The sequence below is a fragment of the Geomonas oryzisoli genome (assembly GCF_018986915.1).
Taxonomy (GTDB): domain Bacteria; phylum Desulfobacterota; class Desulfuromonadia; order Geobacterales; family Geobacteraceae; genus Geomonas; species Geomonas oryzisoli.
On the sequence record NZ_CP076723.1, the window covers coordinates 1,341,579 to 1,362,008 of the forward strand.

15 protein-coding genes and 1 pseudogene are annotated in these 20,430 nt (G+C 62.7%); 6 read left to right on the forward strand and 10 right to left on the reverse strand.

Features of this window, described 5'->3' with window-relative positions:
* Positions 1–328: 328 nt before the first annotated feature.
* The 8 genes from KP004_RS05980 to KP004_RS06015 form a co-directional block, all read right to left on the reverse strand.
* Positions 329–1,435: an ABC transporter ATP-binding protein gene (locus KP004_RS05980; protein WP_216801448.1), complete on the reverse strand. Its 1,107-nt coding sequence runs from the start codon at positions 1,433–1,435 to the stop codon at positions 329–331.
* On the reverse strand, positions 1,416–2,099 hold the full coding sequence (gene modB, locus KP004_RS05985) for a molybdate ABC transporter permease subunit (protein ID WP_216801449.1): 684 nt from the start codon (positions 2,097–2,099) through the stop codon (positions 1,416–1,418). The genes KP004_RS05980 and modB overlap by 20 nt, the downstream gene beginning before the upstream one ends.
* Positions 2,096–2,947: a molybdate ABC transporter substrate-binding protein gene (modA, locus tag KP004_RS05990; RefSeq protein ID WP_216801450.1), complete on the reverse strand. Its 852-nt coding sequence runs from the start codon at positions 2,945–2,947 to the stop codon at positions 2,096–2,098. Before modA ends, modB begins: the two co-directional genes overlap by 4 nt.
* Positions 2,934–4,157, reverse strand: coding sequence for a molybdopterin molybdotransferase MoeA (locus KP004_RS05995; RefSeq protein ID WP_216801451.1), 1,224 nt, complete (start codon positions 4,155–4,157; stop codon positions 2,934–2,936). The genes modA and KP004_RS05995 overlap by 14 nt, the downstream gene beginning before the upstream one ends.
* A gap of 17 nt (positions 4,158–4,174) precedes the next feature.
* Entirely contained in the window at positions 4,175–4,555 is a 381-nt protein-coding gene (locus tag KP004_RS06000) for a winged helix-turn-helix domain-containing protein (RefSeq protein ID WP_239026963.1), read from the reverse strand.
* 166 nt (positions 4,556–4,721) lie between these two features.
* The gene (locus KP004_RS06005) at positions 4,722–7,325 is read right to left on the reverse strand and encodes a DUF1566 domain-containing protein (protein WP_216801453.1); all 2,604 of its coding nucleotides are present in this window, start codon (positions 7,323–7,325) and stop codon (positions 4,722–4,724) included.
* Positions 7,326–7,362: 37 nt separating this feature from the next.
* Entirely contained in the window at positions 7,363–7,971 is a 609-nt protein-coding gene (locus KP004_RS06010) for a hypothetical protein (RefSeq protein WP_216801454.1), read from the reverse strand.
* A 60-nt stretch (positions 7,972–8,031) separates the two neighbouring features.
* A complete protein-coding gene (locus tag KP004_RS06015) occupies positions 8,032–8,664 on the reverse strand; it encodes an Lcl C-terminal domain-containing protein (protein ID WP_216801455.1) in 633 nt (210 codons plus the stop codon).
* Between the two features lie 386 nt (positions 8,665–9,050).
* Here KP004_RS06015 and KP004_RS06020 point away from each other — a divergent pair, with 386 nt between their 5' ends.
* The gene (locus tag KP004_RS06020; protein ID WP_239026964.1) at positions 9,051–10,373 is read left to right on the forward strand and encodes a sigma-54-dependent transcriptional regulator; all 1,323 of its coding nucleotides are present in this window, start codon (positions 9,051–9,053) and stop codon (positions 10,371–10,373) included.
* Positions 10,374–10,859: 486 nt separating this feature from the next.
* On the opposite strand, the gene KP004_RS21100 is transcribed toward KP004_RS06020, so the two are convergent.
* Positions 10,860–11,105: a hypothetical protein gene (locus tag KP004_RS21100; protein ID WP_239026965.1), complete on the reverse strand. Its 246-nt coding sequence runs from the start codon at positions 11,103–11,105 to the stop codon at positions 10,860–10,862.
* Here KP004_RS21100 and KP004_RS21460 point away from each other — a divergent pair.
* From KP004_RS21460 to KP004_RS06040, 5 genes and pseudogenes are all read left to right on the forward strand, one after another.
* A pseudogene (locus KP004_RS21460) lies at positions 11,029–12,570 on the forward strand (RCC1 domain-containing protein); the annotation flags it as partial. The gene KP004_RS21100 and the pseudogene KP004_RS21460 overlap by 77 nt on opposite strands.
* Positions 12,571–12,639: 69 nt before the next feature.
* Positions 12,640–16,944 (forward strand): cadherin-like domain-containing protein, encoded by a 4,305-nt coding sequence (locus KP004_RS06025; protein WP_239026966.1) that lies wholly within the window; start codon positions 12,640–12,642, stop codon positions 16,942–16,944.
* Between the two features lie 9 nt (positions 16,945–16,953).
* Positions 16,954–17,460 (forward strand): hypothetical protein, encoded by a 507-nt coding sequence (locus KP004_RS06030; RefSeq protein ID WP_216801458.1) that lies wholly within the window; start codon positions 16,954–16,956, stop codon positions 17,458–17,460.
* Between the two features lie 14 nt (positions 17,461–17,474).
* Positions 17,475–17,669: a hypothetical protein gene (locus tag KP004_RS06035; protein ID WP_216801459.1), complete on the forward strand. Its 195-nt coding sequence runs from the start codon at positions 17,475–17,477 to the stop codon at positions 17,667–17,669.
* 6 nt (positions 17,670–17,675) lie between these two features.
* Complete coding sequence (locus tag KP004_RS06040) at positions 17,676–18,689, forward strand: exosortase/archaeosortase family protein (protein WP_216801460.1); 1,014 nt, start codon at positions 17,676–17,678, stop codon at positions 18,687–18,689.
* A gap of 119 nt (positions 18,690–18,808) precedes the next feature.
* On the opposite strand, the gene KP004_RS06045 is transcribed toward KP004_RS06040, so the two are convergent.
* Positions 18,809–20,371, reverse strand: a complete 1,563-nt coding sequence (locus KP004_RS06045) for a sigma 54-interacting transcriptional regulator (protein WP_216801461.1) — start codon at positions 20,369–20,371, stop codon at positions 18,809–18,811.
* Positions 20,372–20,430 lie beyond the last annotated feature (59 nt).

Here is a 20,430-nt window from a genome sequence, read left to right on the forward strand (position 1 = left end):
CGGATAGGATCATCGCCGTCTCCGGCGCAAAACGAAACGAAACCCCGGTTGCCTGAGCAGCCGGGGTTTCGCGTTTTCGGGTCACACCCTGCATCCGGGAATTCCGGGGACATCTCTCCGAATGGAGTCCCCCCTCCCTTGACGGGAGGGGGACGGGGGGTGGGTGAAGCTGCAAGCTGTGGAAAGGATGGCTAGTTCCCCCACCCCCTAACCCCCTCCCGCAAGGGGAGGGGGGATCCAAAGCGGTTCTCACCGGAATTACCCGATGCACCAGTTACAAAGGGGGCAGAAAGGGGGACAGGCACCTGCGGAGCCAGTCCCCTTAACGTCACGATGTGAAGATGTGGATTTCACGCTCGCCAAGGACCGCATCGGTCGGAATTCCGGGAGACAACGACAGCTGTTGCGCGAGACGCAGGGGAACCTGCAGGTGCAACGGGTCCTCGATGCCGGGGAGCAGGGCGGTGACCCGGCATTCCTCGCCGAGGGGAAGAACGGTTTTCACGGTGATACTGAGACGGTTCACTCCGGCCGCAAGATCCCCCCTGGCCCGCGCGCGCAGGCGCACGGCGCTTCCGGGCACCATCCACCGCACCCGGCTCCCGAGGGGCAAGGCTTCCACCAGTCTACCGGCGATTTCACCGGCACCGGCTTTCAGCCAGGTGAGCCCCGCCGCCGGGTCGTGACGCAGTACTTCGCCGTCGAAGAGGTTGCGGATGCCGAGGAGCCGGGCGGCGGTCTCGCTTACCGGGCGCGCCAGCACCTGGCGCGGGTGGCCGCTTTGCAGCGTCTGCCCGCGCGTCAGGAGGGTCATGCGGTCCGCCAGCAGCAGGGCTTCGTTGAGGTCGTGGGTGACCATGATGATGGGGGGCGCCAGTTCGCGCTTCAGCTCGGCAAGTTCCACGTAGAGGGTTTCACGCGTGGCGCGGTCCACGGCGGAAAAGGGCTCGTCCAGAAGGACGATGGCGGGCTCGCGGGCCAGCGCCCGCGCCAGGGCGACCCGTTGCTGCTGGCCGCCGGAGAGCTCCGCCGGCCGGCGCTGCTCCAGGCCGCTCAGATGCACCTTCGACAGCCACCCCGCAGCCTTCTCCCTGCGCAGCTGCGCCGGCAGATGGGTGAGGCCGGCCATGACGTTGTGCAGCGCGGTCATGTGGGGAAAGAGCCCGTAGTGCTGCGGCACGAAGCCGATGTGACGGCGCTGGGGGGGGAGGTTGATCCCTTTTTCGTGGTCGAACCAGCACTCGTCGCCGCAGGCGATGCGTCCCTGCGCCGGCCGGTACAGCCCCGCGATGGCGCGCAGCAGCGTCGACTTGCCGCTTCCCGATGGCCCGACCAGCGCCAGCAACTCGCCCCCCTGGCAGGAAACCTCGGCGTCCAGGGAGATGGGCCCCGCCTGGCGCACGCTGAGGGCGAAGTCAGAACCTGCGCAGGTCATGCCGCCTCCCGAAGCCGCGGCCCAGGCCGCCGGCAAGCCCCAGCACCAGAACCGAAAGCAGCAGCAGGAACAGCGACATCTGTCCCGCCGAGGTGAAGTCGAAGGCCTGCACGCTGTCGTAGATGGCGATGGCCATGGTCTTGGTTTCGCCGGGGATGTTGCCGCCGACCATCAGCACCACGCCGAACTCCCCGATGGTGTGGGCGAAGCTCAGCACCAGCGCGGTCAGTACGCCGGGCCATGCCAGCGGGAGCTCGACCGTCAGCAGCGCGCGCCAGTAACCGATGCCGCAGCAGGCCGCCGCGTCCCGCACATCCTGCGGGATCGCTTCGAAGGCCCGCTGCATGGGCTGGACCGCGAAGGGGATGTTGACGACGATGGAGGCGAGCACGAGGCCCGTGAAGTTGAATACCAGCTGTTGTCCGAACAGCCGCTCCATGGTGCTTCCGATCCAGGAGCGTCCGCCGAGACCGACCAGGAGGTAGTATCCCACCACGGTGGGAGGGAGCACGAGTGGCACCGTCAGGAGAGCTTCCAGAAGCGGCTTTCCCCAGAAACGCCGGTAGGCGAGGGAGCGCGCCGCGAACAGGGCTGCCGGTATCAGCAGCAGCACGGTCATCCCCCCAAGCTTCATCGACAAAAGCAGCGCGGACCAATCCATCATTTCACCTCGCCGGGAAGCTCGAAGCCGTAGCGCCGCATCACGGCACGCGCCGCCGGGGTCTGCAGGTAGGAGTAAAAGGAGTGCGCGGTGGGGCCGGCGTTTTTCAACAGGACCATGCGCTGCCTCAGCGGCGAGTGCCACTGCGTGGGGATGACGGCGTAGGTTGCCGACTTGGCCAACCGTGGCGATTTTGCCAGGGAAAGGGCGACGATGCCCCCCTCGGCCGAGCCGCAGGTGGCGAACTGGGCAGCCTGCGCGACGTTTTCCCCAAGCACCAGCTTGGAGCGGATCCGCGTCCAGAGCCCCGCCTTGCGCAGCGCCTCCTCGGCGCACCGGCCGTAGGGAGCGTGTTCAGGGTTGGCTATGGCGAAGCGTTTGATTCCCCCCTTTGCGAGCCGGGCCGCGACCCCTTGCAAGGTGGGATCGACCGGGAGACTGGACGAGGACGGGGCGATCAGGACGATGCGCCCGAGGGCGTAGAGGGCGCCGGTATCGCGGGTGAAACCGTCGGCGTGAAGATCGGTCACGTATTTCTCGTCGGCGGAGAGGTAGAGCTGGAACGGCGCGCCGTTGCGGATCTGGGCCGCGAAGGTGCCGGACGAGCCGAAGATGAGCTTGACGGATTTGCCGGTATCCCTCTTGAAGGCGAGGGCGATCTCATCGAGGGCAAACTTCAGATCGGCTGCAGCGGCGACGACGGGCTCGTCGGCATTTGGACGGGAAGCGGGGGCATTGCCGGAAGATAAGGCGGCGCCCGGTGCGGCGAGGAGAAGCAGTATCGCCGCCCATAGCGCGATGGAGCGGGCGCTTGAAGCGCCTTTGGAGTTCAGACGATCAAAGAGCGGCATCGTGCATCTCTTCCATCTCGAAGCCGCGGTCCAGGAGGATGACCTCGACCTCGGTCCCGGCTGCGTAGGCCGTTTCCGGCGCCAGTTTCATCAGGGCGTTGCCCAGGACCAGCGAGGACAGGCGCCCCGAGCTCTGGTTGCCGGTGCTGGTGACCTGGTAGCGCTCTGCGTTTCGGGAGACGATGCCGCGCACGAGATGCGGGCGTCCCCCCTTGTTGGCGGTATCGTCCAGCAGAGTCGCCTTGACCCGTGGGCGGAAAACCCGGCGGTGCCCCGTGGCTTTGAGGATGCAGGGGCGCACGAAGAGCTCGAAAGAGACCATGGCGGCGACGGGGTTCCCCGGCAGGGCGAAGATCGGAGTACCGTTCAGCATGGCGAACGCGAGCGGTTTGCCCGGCTTCATGTCGACCTTCCAGAAGCTGACCTCGCCCCCGAGCCGCTCGATGGCTGCCTTTACGTAATCCCGGTCCCCCACCGAAACGCCCCCGCTGATCACCAGCAGGTCGCACTCCAGGCCCTGCTTGATCTTCTCGCAGGTCGCCTCGAGGTTGTCGGCGGCGATCCCCAACAGGAGCGGGTCACCCCCCGCGTCGAGCACCTGGGCGGCGAGGCTGTAGCTGTTGCTGTTGATGAGCTTGCCCGGCACCGGCGTGGAGCCGGGTTCCAGGAGTTCGTCGCCGGTGGAGAGTATGGCGACGCGTGCGCTGCGGTGCACCGCCACCGAGGTGTTCCCCATGGCCGAGAGCATGCCGATCTCCTGCGGACGCAGTACGGAACCGGCCCCGATCACGACCTGGCCGCGGCTGATGTCCTCGCCGCGCCTGCGCACGTGGCTCCCCGCCTTGACCGGACCGCGCAGCCGGATCAGTTCGCCCCGGTCCTCCACGTCCTCGATGGGGACGACGGCATCGCACCCGGGGGGGAGGGGGGCGCCGGTCATGATCTTGATCGCCTCACCCGGCGGCACCGGCGTCTCGTGCACTTCCCCCGCCGGCAGGAATCCGGTCACCTTCAGGGTGTCGTCGACGAGTCCGGCATGGCAGAAGGCAAAGCCGTCCATGGCCGAGTTGTCGGCGGGAGGAATGTCCCACGGGGCGATATGGTCCTCGGTCGTCACCCGGTTCAGCCCCTGGAAGCAGGAGACCTTTTCCGTCTGCAATGGCTCGATCCGACCAAGAATGATGCGTTGTGCTTCCTCGATGCTGATCATCTGCCACTCCTTTTTCTCTAGAATCCCAGTTCCAGGAACTTCCCGTTCACCTGTTCGTTGAAACCCGCCTGCAGCAGGTCGAACTTGTGCAGAAGCGCCAAGGCTTCGGGAGTGAGGGAGGACGCGCCTCCGCCCGCTCCACCCTTCAAGCGGGTCACCAGGGCGAACCCCAGCCTCTTCTCCATGGCGTCGATGTAGGTCCACGCCTTGCGGTAGGGGATTCCCATCTCCTTGGCCGCGGCGTTGATGGAGCCGGTGGCCTTTACCAGGCGCAACAGCCTTTCCCGCCCCTGCCCGAACACGGGCTCTCCGTCGATCTCCAGCCAGATCTTGGAGCGAACCTGCAGCCGTGATTCCGGACGGCTCGTTGGAACTGCCTGTTCTTCGTTCTGCGTCAACATTCCTCTCCTGTGCCGGCGACCTTACTCGGGCGCTCAGCTGCGTAAAGTTACCGTAACTAGATCAGTTTTAATGGTAGGGTTATACCAAAGCCGCATAACGGTCGCAACCAAAAAAGGGAAACCCCGGTAGTATCCGCCGCCGGGGTTTCCCTTTCTGACTTGCCTACCAGGTCACCGCCCCCACCACCTGCCGCAGCAGGATGATCAGGTCGGCGACGTCGACCACGCCGTCGGGGGCGGGCCTGCCGTCACCTCCCAAGGGGGCGATGTCGAAGAGGCCCCGGTCGGCGTCGGAAAGCTGCGCCTGCCCGAGCACTGACCTGTAGGCCGCCTGCACCTGGACGATGGTGTAGCTGTTGGTCGCGAAGCCGGCCGCCACCGTGTGGGCGGCGGTGATGCCGGCAATGGTATAGCTGCTGTTGGCCACCGACGGGAGGCAGTCGCTGCCGTTGTCGGTGAGAAAGGCGAGGTGAAAGCCCGCCTTGGCTGCCAGGGCGCAACTGGCAGTCCCGCCGTGAACGGCCTCGGCGGTGCAGTTGATCGTGCCCCTGTCGTCGGCGCAGGTGCCGGTTATCGGATAGAAAATGGCGGCGAAGCCGGCGCTGACCGGGCAGTCCGCTGTGACGGGGGCGGTGGTGTAGGTCGTGCCGTTCAGGACGCCGGCACAACCGCTTGCGGAAACGATGCGATAGCCGGTGTCGGGGGTCAGGTTGAAGCTGGCCGCGGAGCCGTAGTTCACGGTTTGCACCGCTGCGGGCGTGATGACGCCGTGACTGGCTGCCTGCGGGGTCACCTGGTGGGTGTCGATGCCGAAGCCCGCCGTGAACGCCATGCTGCCGGTGACGCCGTCGACCACCAGCGGGTTGGCTGCCGAGGTGAAGGTGTTGCTCCCGGTCCAGCCCAGGAAATGGTACCCCGTAGCCGGGACGGCGGTGACCGCCGTGGTGCTGCCGCCATGGGGGACGCTCTGCTGAGCCGCTCCGGTAAGGGTGCCGTTGTTCCCGGCGGTGAAGATGACGTCGTAGCTGTTGACCGCGAACACGGCTTGCATGTCATGGTTGGCGCTCACCGCCGTGAAGGGATACGTGAACGAGGTCGGATCGCTCAGGACCATGTGTGCGCCGTCGACCGAGACAGCGACGATGTGGTAGCCGCTGTCGGCATGCGCGGTACAGGAAACGGTCCCGTTGTAGGTGACCGATGCACCGGGCGCGCAGTCGATCCTCCCGCCGCTGCTGCTGGTGGTGACGACGGCATAGGTGAGCGGTGCGAAAGAGACGGTCACCGTGCAGTCCGCGGTTACGGCACCGGTGGTGTAGGTGGCGCCGTTGAGCGTGCCGCCGCATCCGGTTGCCGTCGCAACCCGATAGCCGGTGTCGGGGACGAGGGAGAAGGCGGTCACGCCCTGGTACTCGACCGTCTGGGGCAGGGAAGGGGCGATGCTGCCGTTGGCCGCGCTGGCGGGGGTGACCAGATGGGTATCTATGGCGAAATGGGCCGTCACGGTGAGCGCTGTCGTCACGTTGGCGATGGTGAGCGGATTGGCTGTCGTCGTCATGAAGCCGCCGTCACCGGTCCAGTTCACGAAATGGTAGCCGGGTGCGGCTACGGCACCGACCGCCGAGGAGGTCCCGTTTTGGCCTACGGCCTGGTTGGTCTTGCCGGTGAGGCTGCCGTTACCTGCCGTGGTGAAGGTGAGGGTGTAGCTGTTCGCGGCGAATGCCGCAGTCATGGTGTGGTCTGCGGTTATCGGTCCGAAGGAATAGGTGAAGCTGTTCCTGCCGGCGGCACCCTGGTCTGCGCCGTCGACGGTCACGGCATCGAGATGGCTGTCCGGTGTCGCGGCAGCGCTGCAGGAGACGTCCGTGCCGTAACCGACCGCGGAGGAAGGGACGCAGGTGATGGCGCCGCTGCCGGTAGCCGAGGTGGCGATGAGGTAGGTCAGTGGGGAGAAGAAGAAATTGACCGAGCAATCGGCGGTGGCGACCCCGAGGTCGTAGACGTTGCCCACAAACGAGCCGGGCTGGCAGGTACCGGCGGCGCTGGTATCCAGTCGGTAACCTGGGGCGGCCACGGCGGTGAACGTCGCTGCCGCGCCGTATGCCACGGTCAGCGGGTTGGGGGAGGTGACGTCGCCGCTGCCGCCTGCGGTGGTGGCGGTCAGGGTGACCTGTGCCGGGTTTCGCACCGGCATCACCAGCCGTCCGCCGATGGGGAGGTTCCAGCTTTCCGGGTATGCTGCGCCCACGGGATGGACCATCCACCTTTCCCCGACGTATTTCAGGTCGGTGTCCGAGGTCCAGTAGTAGGTATGCAGCCCGTTCACGAACCCCTGGCTGTTCAGCCACGCTCCGCCGTCGGAGACGTTCTGGCTGCTGATGCTCAGCAGTTCCTTGCGGTTGGGCAGCCGCCACTGTCCGGCAGCCGAGCCGTCGGTAAGGCCGCACGAGCCGCTGGCAAGGGCGTTGGCCGCGTCGAGGGCCTGTTGCCAGGCGAGCGTTCCGAAACAGTTGGCATTCTTGAGCCACACCAGGCCGGTCATGGTGTCGGTCAGGGTGCCGTTGCCGTTGTCCGAGAATCGTGGCGACGGCCAGTCCCTGCCCAACTGGGTCTCCCCGTCGTGCCCTGTGCCGGCGCAGTCTATGATGGTGCCGGCGATGTCCCAGCACCGGGTCTGTCCGGTCTTCGGGAGCTGGATGGTTCCGGCCTGTGCCGCGTGAGTCGGCAGTGCCAAAACCACCGCTAAAAGTACTGTCGTGAGCCTCATGACGACCTCCTGGGGCAGTCGGGAAACCCGGCGTCTGCTACTCGATGGTTGCGCTGCAGGTGGGCGAGAGGCCGGTGATGGTCGCCCCCCGCAGGTCGACGGCCCGGAAGTCCCCGGCTGTGAACTCAGCGGCTTTGGGGAAACTGCCGTTGTTGATGCCGCAATAGATCCTGGCGAACTCGCCGGTGCTGAAGCCAGCCGGCGTGCTGCTCGCCAGGACCACCCGCAGCGAGCCGGGCGAGCTGGACGTGGCCGGGGTAAGGCTGGTCAGTGTGACGGCCGTGGCGCCGGAGGTCTGCCCCGAGCCGGTGACGACCCCGGCGGCCACCGCGCCGTTTGCGTCGGTTGCGACGGTGACCCCTGCGGGAATGACGATGGTGACGGTCACCCCTGCGATGGCCGTTCCCTGCGGCAGGGCGCCCTGTGTCGCGAGCGTCACCACCGCACTGGTCGGTTGCACCGGTCCCGTAACGGGTGGAGGGGTTACCGTGCCGCCGGTGTCGCCCCCCGTTCCGCCCCCGGTGCTTCCACCATCCGTTCCACCCCCCCCCGTTCCACCGCCTGTGCCGGTCCCGGCACTCCCGCCTCCGCCCCCGCAGCCGAAGGCCAGCAACAACAGGCATACAAGCAAAACGTGTCTGACCATGTGGCACCTCCTCAGTTTGGCGGGCGGCGTCGCGCCCGGTCGGTTACCGTGTCATCCGGCTCAGCGTCCTCCCCGGACCGGCCACACGAAATGGGTGGCGGTGGCCTTGTCGGCGCCGTTCACTGCACCGTCCGGCATGTAGACGTAACGCGCCCGCACGGGGTGGAATGCGTTGGTGGTGGAAGACCAGTAACCGCTGGTCTGGACGTTGCGGAAGGGGTGCCCCGTCGGGAGCGCGGGGTTGATGTTGGATATGTCCACCAGGCTCTCCAGCTCCAGGATGTTGGGCAGACGCCAGTCGCCGGGAGCGGAGTTGTCGGACAGGTCGCATGTTCCCGAGGCGAGGTTTCGGGCCAGAGTGAGCGCGTCGGTCCAGAGCTTGGCCGAATAGCAGTTGGCGTGCCTGAGCCAGATGAGGCCGGTGAGGTTGTCGGTGACGGTGCCGTCGTTGTTGTCGGTAAAGCGGGGGGAGGGGGGGAGAAGCCCCATCTGGAGTTCGCCGTCCTGCCTGGTCCCGGTGCAGGGGATCTGCGTGCCGGCCTGGTCGTAGCAGTTTTTCTGCCCTGTCTGCGGCAGTTGAACGACTCCGGCGTAGGTGTCGCGCAGCAGCGGGAATGCCAGGAGCAGCAAAGACGCCCCCAAAGCCAACAACCTCTTGCTCAAACCATCTTTAACCACGGGTTCGGGTAGCATGGGCTGCCTCCTTATGTCGCGCAGCAGTGATGCCAACTATGAGGGGGGATCTGTATTTAACGGATTTTAATGGTACTGGAGAAAGCGGACGCGACAATGGTCACAGGTCACAATTCAGGTAAGTAATTTCCGTAGGTAAATGCGGGGGGGAGACGGTCGTGTACGGAACTGTAGCTTGCTGGTTTTGATGCGAAATTTCAGCTATCTGGGAAGCTTTTGTGGCTTTTAATCCATAGATATCAATCTGCGAATGGGATATAGTGTGCACCACCATTATCACAGTCATCCCCTATTTACCGGCAGTAGTGCTACCTCCTGAGGTGGTCGTGGCAAATGAAACTGTACTTGTCATAGATGACGATCCTACAGCGCGCTCGCTCCTCAGTGTGCTTCTGCAAGCGTGGGGCTTTTGCTCGGTCTTTGCCCAAAGCGCCAGTGAAGGATTGCGGCTTCTGAGTGAGTGCAACATAGATCTTGTCATACTGGACCTTGTCATGCCTGAAATGGACGGCATCCAGTTTCTTTCCCAAACCAGGGAGCTTTTCAGCCACATCCCTTTTATCGTCCTGTCTGCCCACGGTTCGGTCGATGCCATCGTCGCATCGATCAAACAGGGGGCGACCGATTTCATTGCCAAACCCTTTAACAGCTCCGATCTTTCCGCCAGCATCACCAAGTCCCTGAACGCGGGGAACACAGCCGGCCCGGCCACCGGCCTGTCCTCCGGCACATATTCCTTCCAGCAGATCGTGAGCCGCTCGCCGAAGATGTGCAGCGTTCTTCAGATGGCTGAGCAGGTCGTGTCTTATCCGCAGACCACCGTTGCCCTGTACGGCGAGAGCGGGGTCGGCAAGGAAGTCCTTGCGCGCGCCATTCATGCCGGCAGCGGCAAAGCCGATCACCGCTTTGTCGCCGTCAACTGTGCCGGGATACCTGCGACTTTGTTGGAGAGCGAACTCTTCGGTCATGTGCGCGGTGCCTTCACCGGGGCTGACAAAGATCGGGAGGGGATGTTCGGCCTGGCAAGGCAGGGGACCATCCTGCTCGACGAGATCGGGGACATGCCCCTCGAGCTCCAGGTGAAGTTGCTGCGGGTCATCGAGGACCGCAGCTATCTGCCGGTTGGTTCGAACCGTTCGGTGAAGGCGAACTTCCGCATCATCGTCGCCACCCACCATGACCTGAGGCACCTGGTTCAGCAGGGACGTTTCCGCTCCGACCTGTTCCACCGGGTCAACGCCTTTCCCATCACCATTCCACCCCTGCGCGAGCGCAAGGAAGAGATACCGCTTCTGGTTAACAAGTTCCTGGGATATTTGCGCAAGGAGATGGGGAAGCCGCTGCCGGGGATCTCCAAACGCGGCATGGACGTCATGCTTGGCTACGATTGGCCGGGCAACATCAGGGAGTTGAAGAACTCGCTGGAACGTGCGGCTATCATGGTGGACAACGAACTGATCGGCCCGTCCCATCTGGCCTTTCTGAACGCGGGACACCCGGTGGGGAGGGGGGAGCGCCGGAAACTCAGACTGAGCGGCGGCAACGACCAGCCTTTCGAGTTGCACATCACCCTGGAGCCCGACGAGTTCTCACTGCAGGCCATCATCAACAAGGCGCTTCACATCACCCTTACCCGCTGTAACAACAACAAATCCCTCGCCGCACAGCTTCTCAAGACCGACCGCAGGGTCTTTTACCGTACCAAATAGCCTTTCCCTCGATTAGCCTCACAGTAATCGCCCCTGCATCTATCTCCCATCTATCTGCCTCCCCGTGCCCAAACGTCACCCCTTGTTGAAAGGTTAATCCGGGAATTCCGGTGCAACCTCTCCGAATGGCCTCCCCCTCCCTTGACGGGAGGGGGGCGGGGGGTGGGTGAGACTGCAAGTTGTGGAAAACATGGCTAGCTCCCCCACCCCCTAACCCCCTCCCGCAAGGGGAGGGGGGGATCCGGACGTCGTTCTCCCGGAATTTCCGGATGAACCTTTGTTAAAGGCGGACAGGAGGGGATTCTCCCATCATGGATGGTTCTACGCCAAAAACAGCGTTGTGCCGATTTCGTACACTCTGTTCCGAATATGTACAAATTCATATTATTAATGAGAAGGAAAGCCCTTGGAATGACATGAATTTGAGGATGGCCCACGAATTGCCATAGTGGTGCCTAATCGAACCTTGCACGGGGATGCGATTCCCTATGTTGTGTCTTCATTGAATGAGGAGGAGCGAATGGTCAGAATACGCACTTTGAGTACTTGGAGGTGGTTGTTCCCGCTGCTGGGCATGATGTTGGTCCTGAGTGGGCAGACGGCCTGGGCTGCACCTACGGTTACGGCGAAGAGCCCGGCGGACGGCGCGAGCAATGTGTCTGCCAACACGGCCGTCACGGCGACGTTCAGCGAGGCGATGGATCCACAGACCATCACCAGCGGCAGTTTCACCTTGGCGAAAAAGGTCGGGATAAAGGCTGTTGCCGCTGGTGGATATCACACTGTGGCATTGAAAAACGATGGGACGGTGGCGGTGTGGGGGGATAACTCGTACGGCCAATTGGGCGTACCGGCAGGTCTCAGCGGTGTTACCGCCGTCGCCGCGGGTAGTTATCATACGGTTGCGTTGAAAAGCAACGGGACGGTTGTCTGCTGGGGGAATAACGGAAACGGGCAAACGAGCATCCCTGAAGGTCTGAGCGGTGTTACCGCTATAGCTGCTGGGTATTCCCATTCAGTGGCACTTAAAAGCGATGGGACGGTTGTCGCCTGGGGGAATGGCGGAGACGGCCAAACGAGAGTACCGGCAGGTCTCAGCGGCGTTTCGGCCATTGCCGCTGGTGGTTACCACACAGTTGCACTGAAAAACGATGGGACGGTTGTGGCGTGGGGGTATAACGGAAGCGGCCAAACGAACGTACCTGCAGGTCTTAGCGGTGTTGCCGCCATCACCGCAGGTGATTCCAGTACTGTTGCGCTGAAAGCAGACGGGACGGTTATCGCGTGGGGGGATAACGAATACGGCGAAACGAGTGTCCCGGAGGGCCTTAGTGGTGTAGCCGCCATCGCCGCTGGCGCTTTCCATACCATCGCGCTTAAAAACAATGGAACGCTTGTGGCCTGGGGAAATAACATGGTTGGCCAGGCGAGCGTACCCGCAGGTCTCAGCGGGGTCGCCGCCATCGCCGCTGGCTACTATTACAATGTTGCCCTGAAAAACGACGGTACAGTAGTCGCTTGGGCAGACAATGGGTATGGTCAAGCCAGTGTTCCTGCTGCCCTCAATGGTGTTGCCTCCATCGCAACAAATTTGTTTCATTCCGCTGCGGTGAAAAATGACGGGACCATTGCCTCCTGGGGGTACAACAGTAACGGACAAACGAATGTCCCCCTAGGGCTCAGCGGTGTTACCTCTACCGCCGCTGGTTGTTATCATACTGTGGCACTAAAAAATGATGGGACGGTGGTCGCGTGGGGGGGGGACGGTTTTGGACAAGCGAGCGTGCCTGTCGGTCTCAGCAGTGTTGCCTCCATTGCAGCCGGCTGTTACCACACTGTTGCGTTGAAAAAGGACGGAACCGTTGTCGCATGGGGGGGGGGCGAACCAGCGAGTGTTCCCACTGGTCTCAGCGGTGTTGTCTCCATCGCCGCTGGTGGTAGGCATACGGTTGCACTGAAAAGCGACGGGACAGTCGTAGCCTGGGGGGACAATGGCTACGGACAAACGAACGTCCCTGCGGGTTTAAGCGGTGTTGCCGCTATCGCCGCTGGTGACCTTTACACTGTTGCACTGAAGAACGACGGGACTGTTGTTGCCTGGGGTGACAACGAATTTGGCCAAGCGAGCGTACCAACTGGTCTCAGCGGTGTTGCCGCCATAGCGGCTGGTTCCAGTCACACCGCTGCGCTGAAAAACGATGGAACGGTTGTCGCCTGGGGGAGCAACTCAGTTGGCCAAACAAATGTTCCAGCGGGGCTCGGCGGTGTGGCCGCCATTGCCTTAGGGGGGGAGCACACTCTTGCCCTGCTCAAGGACGGTACTGTGGTCGTGTGGGGGGATTTAAATGATGTCCCCACCTCGCCCTATGAAACCGCCGTGTCCGGTGCGGTCTCCTATGACTCGGTCACCAAAACAGCCACATTCACCCCATCTTCTCCTCTCTCCCAGAACGTTACCTTGAACGCCGTGGTCAATACCGGCACCCGCAGCGCTGCCGGGGCACATCCGGCTGCCGATACCTCCTGGAGCTTCAGCGTACCCATCTACGGCCCGACCTATCCTCCCCCCGGCGGCGTGACGCGCACCGACACCGGTGCGGAAGGGGCCATCGGCCGCTCGGGCGGCATGACCTGGACCTTCGACAACGTGGCCCTTGCCGCCACCAACCCGACCTGGTGGGGACCGGCGGCGAACGAGATCAAGATCTCCTTCGACGGCAGCACCTATACGGGCAACGAAATCCACACGTACCAGGCGGCTCAGTCCAACCTCCCCAACGGTATCGCGGTCTGGACCGGCCAGACATCGGTCCAGGGGATCCCGATCTACACCCGCTTCACGCTGACGCTGAAGAAGACCGACAATACCCCCCTGGCCCTGACCACGGCAACGAACTACGGGCTTGCGGCCAGTGTGGGCGCCATCGTCCCGGTCACCTACGGCCAGGCCTTCAAGGCCAACTTCATCTTCGAGGCCGCAACCAGTCCGGCCGGACCGTTCCAACCGGCATACAACCTGTTCGACACCTACCATTCGGCGTACAGCCTGAACTACAGCGTCTACAGCTCTTTCACCGCAGGCTTCTACTACAAAAACGACGCTCCCAGCGTAGCCGGGTCAGCCGACCTCGTAATCCAGAAAGGTGGAAGCGGAACCTATCTCTTCACGTTAGCCGACAGCGACAACGGCACCGGCAGTCTTGCCATCTCGGCAACCTCTTCCAACCAGACCCTTATCCCCAACGCCAACCTCGTCCTTGGCGGCAGTGGGGCGGATCGTAGCCTGACGGTGACGGCCGCAGCCGGCCTGACCGGGAGCGCCCAGGTCACCATCAGCATCTCCGACGGCATCTCGACCACCACGAAGGTCGTGAACGTGCTGGTCAATTCGCCTCCGCAGCTTACCGCCAACAACCAGCTTCTAGCGGACCGTGGGGCTTCCGCCGCCGTGACCAGTGCCGTGCTGCAGTCCACCGACGCCGAAAGCACCACGGCGCAGATCGTCTACACCCTCGCCGCCGGCGGCGGCAACGGCGGACCTCCCCACGAGGGAACACTGAAGCTCGCCGGCGCCGATCTTGCGCCGAGCGCGACTTTCACGCAGAAGGACATCGACGACGGGCGGCTGCAGTACGTTCACAACGGCAACTGCAGTCTGAACGACGATTTCCAGTTCAGCGTGAAGGACAGTCAAGGCGCGTCCATCCCCACCGGGACCTACACAAGCTACTCGTTCCGGATCGCCATCAACCATCCCAACCGTCTGCCCGTCGCTGTCAATGGCAGCGCCGGCGCCTCCATGGGAAGGCCCCTCACCGGAACGCTTGCGGCAACAAACGACGACTGCACGCCCCAGTCGCTCACCTTCCGGATTCTCGCGAACCCTTCCAAGGGAACCGTGGAAATAACCAATGCCAGCACCGGCGCGTTCACGTACACTCCTAACGCCGGGGCCAACGGGTCCGACAGCTTCCTCTTCCAGGTCAATGACGGTCTGGCCGACGCCGCCGCGCCCGGTACCTTCTTCATCAACATCGCCAACCAGGCTCCGGTGCCGGTGGCCGTCACTTCGACTACGGCTGAAAACACGACTCTGGCCGGCATCCTCACGGCTACGGATTACGATCTTCCGGCGCAGCAGCTGACCTATGCCGTTGCAACTAACGGCAGCAAAGGGGTCGCGACGATCGTCGATCCCGCCGCCGGGACCTTCACCTACACTCCCAACGACGGTGCGTTCGGTACCGATACCTTCACCTTTACGGCCAGCGACGGGCTGCTCACTTCCGCGCCTGCCACCTGCACCGTCAACATTCACCCGCAACTGAAGAGCGGCCGCATTCTGGTGACCAACGGCCAGACCCAAACCTCCGGCGGCAGCATCGCCATTTACGATCCGACGACGCACCAGCAGGGAACTTTTGCTTCTGGCGGTCAGCTCAGCAATCCGCGCGGCATCGCATTGGAAGCGAACGGCAACCTGGTGGTGGTGGACGAGAACAACGGTGTCCTCCGTGTCGACCGCTTTACCGGCGACCAGTCCAGCGTGGTCGCCCCCGGTGTCTTCTCCATGCCGATCGGGATCGCGGTGGAGCGTTCCGGCGAGCTCCTGGTCGGGACCACCGCAGGGCTGTACCGGGTGAATCCCGGGACCGGAGCTGCCGACACCATCTTCTCCGGCAACCAGATCGACTTCCCGGCCGGCGTGAGGGTGTCTGCCAATGGCGACATTCTGGTCACAGACGTCGGGGCGTTCGCCGGTAAACCGAGCCAGGTACTGCGGATCGATCCGGAGACCGGCGCCCAGACCGTCATCTCGGACGGCGGCAACCTCGCCGTCCCCGCTGACCTTGCCCTTCTCGATGACGGCCGCATCGTGGTCGCCGACGGCCCCATGGGCACCAACAACGTCATCGCCATCAACCCGACCAGCGGTGCTCAGCAGATCCTCACCGCTGGCGGCAGCATAGCGGCTCCCAGCGGCATCACCTATGCCGGCGGCAAGGTTCTTGTGGCAAGTGCCGGTAATGCATCGGTAGTCTCGGTGGACCCGACCACAGGTGCACAGGCCGTCCTCACCTCTGGGGGGGCAATCACCAACCCGTTCGGTATCGCCGTAGTGGCACTGGATGAGACGGCACCGGTGACGAGCCCGGTACCGGGTGAAGGTACCTACAGCTCGGCCCAGAGTGTGGCCCTCAGCTGCAACGACGGCACCGGGAGCGGCTGCGTCACGACCATGTATTGCCTCGGCACCGGTTGCACCCCGGGTACGGCCTACAAGGACCCGATCGTAATGTCCGCATCGGGCGTGATCCGCTTCTTCTCCAGCGACAAGGCCGGCAATGCCGAGGGCATTCGGTCGGCGACGTACACCATCATTTACCCGCCGACCATATCCGGCACCCCCGCAACCGGGGTGACCGCCGGGAACCTGTTCAGCTTTACTCCGACGGCCACCAATGCCGTCAGCTTTACCATCACCGGTAAGCCGTCCTGGGCAACCTTCGACAGCGCGACCGGGACGCTCAGCGGGATTCCCACCAACAGTAACGCCGGGACCTACCCGGGCATCGTCATCAGCGCCAGCAACAGTTCGGGTTCGGCCTCACTGTCAGCCTTCACCATTACAGTTTCCACTGCCGCCGTGAACGGTTCCTGCGGTTCGGCCCATGGCAGCGTAGTCAGTTCCGTGCCCGCGGCAAACCTGTGCACCGACGGGACCCCCTCTGCGGTCAGCGGCAGCGGCCCGTGGAGTTGGAGATGCAGTGGGCTCTACGGTGGCGCCACAGGTTATTGCTCGGCCACCAAGCTCGCCAGCACGATTCCTGCCGTCGTAACCGGGCTCCCCACCGGCGATTACACCGGGGGCAAAGAGGGAACTGCCTTCACCGTGAAACGCACGGATGGCACCGGCACCGCGGTGACAGCGTACACCGGCACCGCAACCAGGTTCACCGAAACCACGGCACTGAAACCCAACACGATCTACAAATACAGCGTCTCCTCTGACAACGATCCGTCCCAGACGGTGTTTATGACAGTGAGAACGCCTCTGTACAACGGTTGGAACATCATCGCTGTTCCCTACGACACGACCGGGGTTGCGCCGGCAACGCTCTTTGGTAATTCGGTCAGTTCCGTGTACCAATGGGTTCCGACTGGTGCCACTGCGGAAAGCAGCAACACGGTTCTTGGTTCGTACAGCATCGCGGCATCGCTCCAGCCCGGCAATGGCTACTTCGTCAAGACCAGCAGTGGTGCCACCACGTTGGCCTATAACGGAACCAGCGCCCCCCAGAGCGTGAACGTCACTCTCAAACCCGGCTGGACCATGGTCGCGAATCCGAACAGTACAGTCAAAAGCGACATAGCGATCAATTGGCTGATCGATGGAGCGGCTTTGGGCAACGCGGTAATCAGTAACAAAATAGGCGGCGGCATCTACTGGTGGAACGGAACCACCTATGACTCGTGGTCCATTGTGAGCGGGAACCCGCAGGTCGAGCCGTGGAAAGGATACTGGATCTTGAACCTCGATACCGTCAACCACGTCCTTACCATCAAGTAGGAGCATCAGGTGACCCGTGCTTTTGCCATAACTGCCGTGCTGCTTGCCCTGACCACCGTGGCGGCCATGGGCTTCGAGCCCATGACCGCCACGGTCCGGGTGTCGAGCGGGCAGCTGTACGACTACGTGGTCCTGGCAGAACATCAAAAGGCCACCGACGGCTTCGACAATGCCTATGACATCATCTCCCCCGGCAACCTGAACGCCGACATGGGGGAGCCTTTCATCAGCGCCGTGGTCAGTCACCCCGAGTGGCGCCCGGCCAGGGAGCTGCGAGGAGACACCCGGCCGCCTGCCAAACAAAAGCAGTGGGACGTAAGCATCACCACGAGTCTGCCCAAGGGGACGCCCCTTGTGGTCGGCATCGTGCCTGAGCAGAGTCAGCTTCCGAAGCAGGTAAGGGTTTCCGCAAAAGAGGGGAACAGGCAGGTCGAACTTACCAAGAACGAGTACATACTTTCTGCTCCTGGACCGGGTTCGGTCGCCAGACTCCAGATAGTCGCGGAGCAGCCGTAAAAGGGGATACGACAATGAAACTGACAGTACAAAAAATCGTGGAAAGCGCGGCTTTGATCCTTGTCGCAGGACTCAACCTCTGCTCCTCGTGCTGGGCCGGCCCTCCGGCTCCTCCGGTCATTCCTGCCACGCCGGTGGGCAGTGCGGAGATGAGCGCTGTGACCGTAGCAGCGGTAGCCGCCTACGGATTCTGGAAGAGCCGCAAGTAAGAACCGATGACAGATGCCGCACAGACGCAGAGTGCAAAGGGGCACCCTGGCACCTTTTTCGCCATCGCCTTCATCTGGTGCACCATCACCGCGGTGACCCTTCTGGGCAACCTCCCCGAAGGTTACTGGACGGCCTGGCGCAACCTGACCATGGCGGTTACCACGGCTCTTGGAACCGTGCTCGGGATAGCCACGTCCGGGACGGGAGACGTTCTGACCGTGAACGGGTTTGCCATGCGCATCATCAGGCAGTGCACGGCTGCCGACTACATTGTCATAGTGGCTTCAGCCATGCTGCTGTACGTGCGTCACCGCATCGGCTACCGCCTCCTTGGCGTCGTCGTTGCCGTGCCGGTGATTGTGCTTGCCAATGCCTGCCGCCTGATGGTCACCGGCGTGATCGGCTCTGTCTCTGTCGCTGCCTTCAACCTTTTTCACGACTACCTCTGGGTCATAGCCTTCGCTCTCCTGGTCTTTTCCATATGGAAGTTCTGGGTGGACGGGGGCTTCTCTGTCTCCAAAGACACCGCACGGCGGGTGGGACAGGTCATCGCTGTCTCACTCGCCGCCTACGCCCTGCTCCTGCTCCTTCGCGAACCTTACGGCAAGGTTTTGGCCGCAACCAGCAGTACTTTTTACAGGCTGCTCAGTCACGAGACTCTCTCCGCCATCATACTTGACGGAGAGGTCATGGTGTACCGGGGGGCGGAAGTCGTCATTCCGTTGGACAACATGATGGAACAGGTGAACCAGGCGATTTATCTGGGACTGATGTTCCCGCTCCAGAAAAAGGGGGACTGGCAGATGGCAGGCATGACCCTGTTTGGAGCGGGATTCATCTTCGTTTTGAGCGCGTTCTTCATCACCATGGGGTGTCTTCAGGCTGTCGCCTCTGGAGAACTCGGACTCTTCTCTTTTCTGGCGATCGGCAGCGTCGTCCATCTGGCCTTGCCGATGTCGATCTACTGGATCATTGCCAGCCTTCGTTCACCTGGTCCTGAAGCCGAAGTCAGTCTCTGAGCACCGGTTGTCCCCAGTTGCACAACCTCCGCGCGACACCCCTTTTCCTTCACCCCCTCAGCACAAGGTTCCTGCTAGGGATGTAGAAGAGTTGAGAAAACGGTAACAGCGAGGCCCGGTTACTTTCCGGGCATGCCCTTTTCACGCTTCCGGCGACGGTAGCTGATGCCCAGCTTGTCCAGACGCCAGCGCAGGGTGTTCGGGTTCATCCCGAGCAACTCGGCGGCGCCGCCGGGACCGTGGATCTTTCCGTTGGCGGCTTTCATGGCTTCGATGATGTGGGCAGACATCGCCTGGTCCAGTGTCGAAGGAGGAGGCGGCGCTGCGTTGCCGGCGGCAACGGTCTTTGCCTCTGCTGTATGGTTGGAGCCGATCAGGTCAAAGGCCAACGGCCCTCCGCGATGCCGGATCAGCTCACGCTCGACCAAGTTTTCCAACTCCCGTACATTACCGGGCCAATCGTATTCCATAAGCCGCAGCAGCGCCCCGGGGGCCACCGTGGGGGGAAGTGCCATGCCGAATTCCCTGCTTTTGACCGCGAGGAAATGGCGGGTCAAGGCGGGAATATCTTCTTTGCGCTGCCGCACCGGCGGTACGATGATGGGGAAGCCGCTCAACCGATACCACAGGTCCTCGCGGAAGCTCCCTTCCGTCATCATGCTCTGCAGGTTGCGGTGCGTGGCCGCGATCACTCTGATGTTGACGGGGATGGCTCTCTTGCCTCCCATCCTCTCCACCTCGTGATTTTGCAGCACCCGCAACAGCCGCACTTGGGCCGACAGCGGCAGCTCGCCGATCTCATCCAGGAAAATGGTTCCCCCGTCGGCACGCTCGAATCTCCCCCTGCTCTCGGCAAGGGCTCCGGTGAACGCTCCCCGCTCGTGACCGAACAGCTCGCTGTCGATGAGGCTGTCGGGGAGCGCGCCGCAATTCACTTTTATGAACGGACCCTGCTTGCGCGGCGACGAAAAGTGGATGGCATTGGCTATCAGTTCCTTGCCGGTCCCAGTTTCGCCGAGGAGCAGTACCGTGTTGTTGAGCGGCGCCACCTGGCGCACCATCTCCATCACGTTGCGCAGCCCGGTGTTGGCTCCGATGATGTCTTCCGCGGCGCCGCCGTACAGCTCACGGTTCAGGAAGCGCTTGTCGTCCAGCAGCACCGCCTGGTAGCGCAGCACTTCCTCGTGGGCGAGGGCGTTGGCCAGCGCTATTGCAAACGGCTTAGCAATCCCACCAATCAGCTCGACCTGCTCCGCCGTGTATCTCCCTTCCCCCCCCGCTCGCAGGACCAACCCGCCCAGTAGTTCTCCCCTGATCCTCAAGGGGACCATGAGGTCGGTAATACCTTTGTAATTCATTACCGGCGCTAAGGCTCGGAAGATCTCGTCATGTTCGGGGTCCACGATAAACGGTGCCGAGAAATTGCGAGCAGCGACCTTTTCCAGCAGTCCTTCAGGAAGCGGCAGGATCTCTTCCGGTACGGTGACATGGCCACTGTTCTCGAAGGCGTTGGCTATGCGCCTTACCGCTCCCAGTCGCTCGTCGAGGATGAAGAGGGTGAGCAGGTCTACCGGGATCTGAGTTCTCAGGTAGTCAAAGGCGCTGCTCACAGACTCATTGATATCGAGGCTGCTGCAGATTCTTAGGGTTATCTCTTTGATGAACTCATCGCTGTTGGTCATTGTTGCCTTCCCTTCCTTGCTTCTTCGCCGCATCCCGTCGCTTGCATAGATGCCCAATC

Excerpts from the sequence above, each read along its gene's own strand:
- KP004_RS05980 (WP_216801448.1), bottom strand. The coding sequence starts at position 1,435 with ATGACCTGCGCAGGTTCTGACTTCGCCCTCAGCGTGCGCCAGGCGGGG.
- modB (WP_216801449.1), bottom strand. The coding sequence starts at position 2,099 with ATGATGGATTGGTCCGCGCTGCTTTTGTCGATGAAGCTTGGGGGGATG.
- modA (WP_216801450.1), bottom strand. The coding sequence starts at position 2,947 with ATGCCGCTCTTTGATCGTCTGAACTCCAAAGGCGCTTCAAGCGCCCGC.
- KP004_RS05995 (WP_216801451.1), bottom strand. The coding sequence starts at position 4,157 with ATGATCAGCATCGAGGAAGCACAACGCATCATTCTTGGTCGGATCGAG.
- KP004_RS06005 (WP_216801453.1), bottom strand. The coding sequence starts at position 7,325 with ATGAGGCTCACGACAGTACTTTTAGCGGTGGTTTTGGCACTGCCGACT.
- KP004_RS06010 (WP_216801454.1), bottom strand. The coding sequence starts at position 7,971 with ATGGTCAGACACGTTTTGCTTGTATGCCTGTTGTTGCTGGCCTTCGGC.
- KP004_RS06015 (WP_216801455.1), bottom strand. The coding sequence starts at position 8,664 with ATGCTACCCGAACCCGTGGTTAAAGATGGTTTGAGCAAGAGGTTGTTG.
- KP004_RS06035 (WP_216801459.1), top strand. The coding sequence starts at position 17,475 with ATGAAACTGACAGTACAAAAAATCGTGGAAAGCGCGGCTTTGATCCTT.
- KP004_RS06040 (WP_216801460.1), top strand. The coding sequence starts at position 17,676 with ATGACAGATGCCGCACAGACGCAGAGTGCAAAGGGGCACCCTGGCACC.
- KP004_RS06045 (WP_216801461.1), bottom strand. The coding sequence starts at position 20,371 with ATGACCAACAGCGATGAGTTCATCAAAGAGATAACCCTAAGAATCTGC.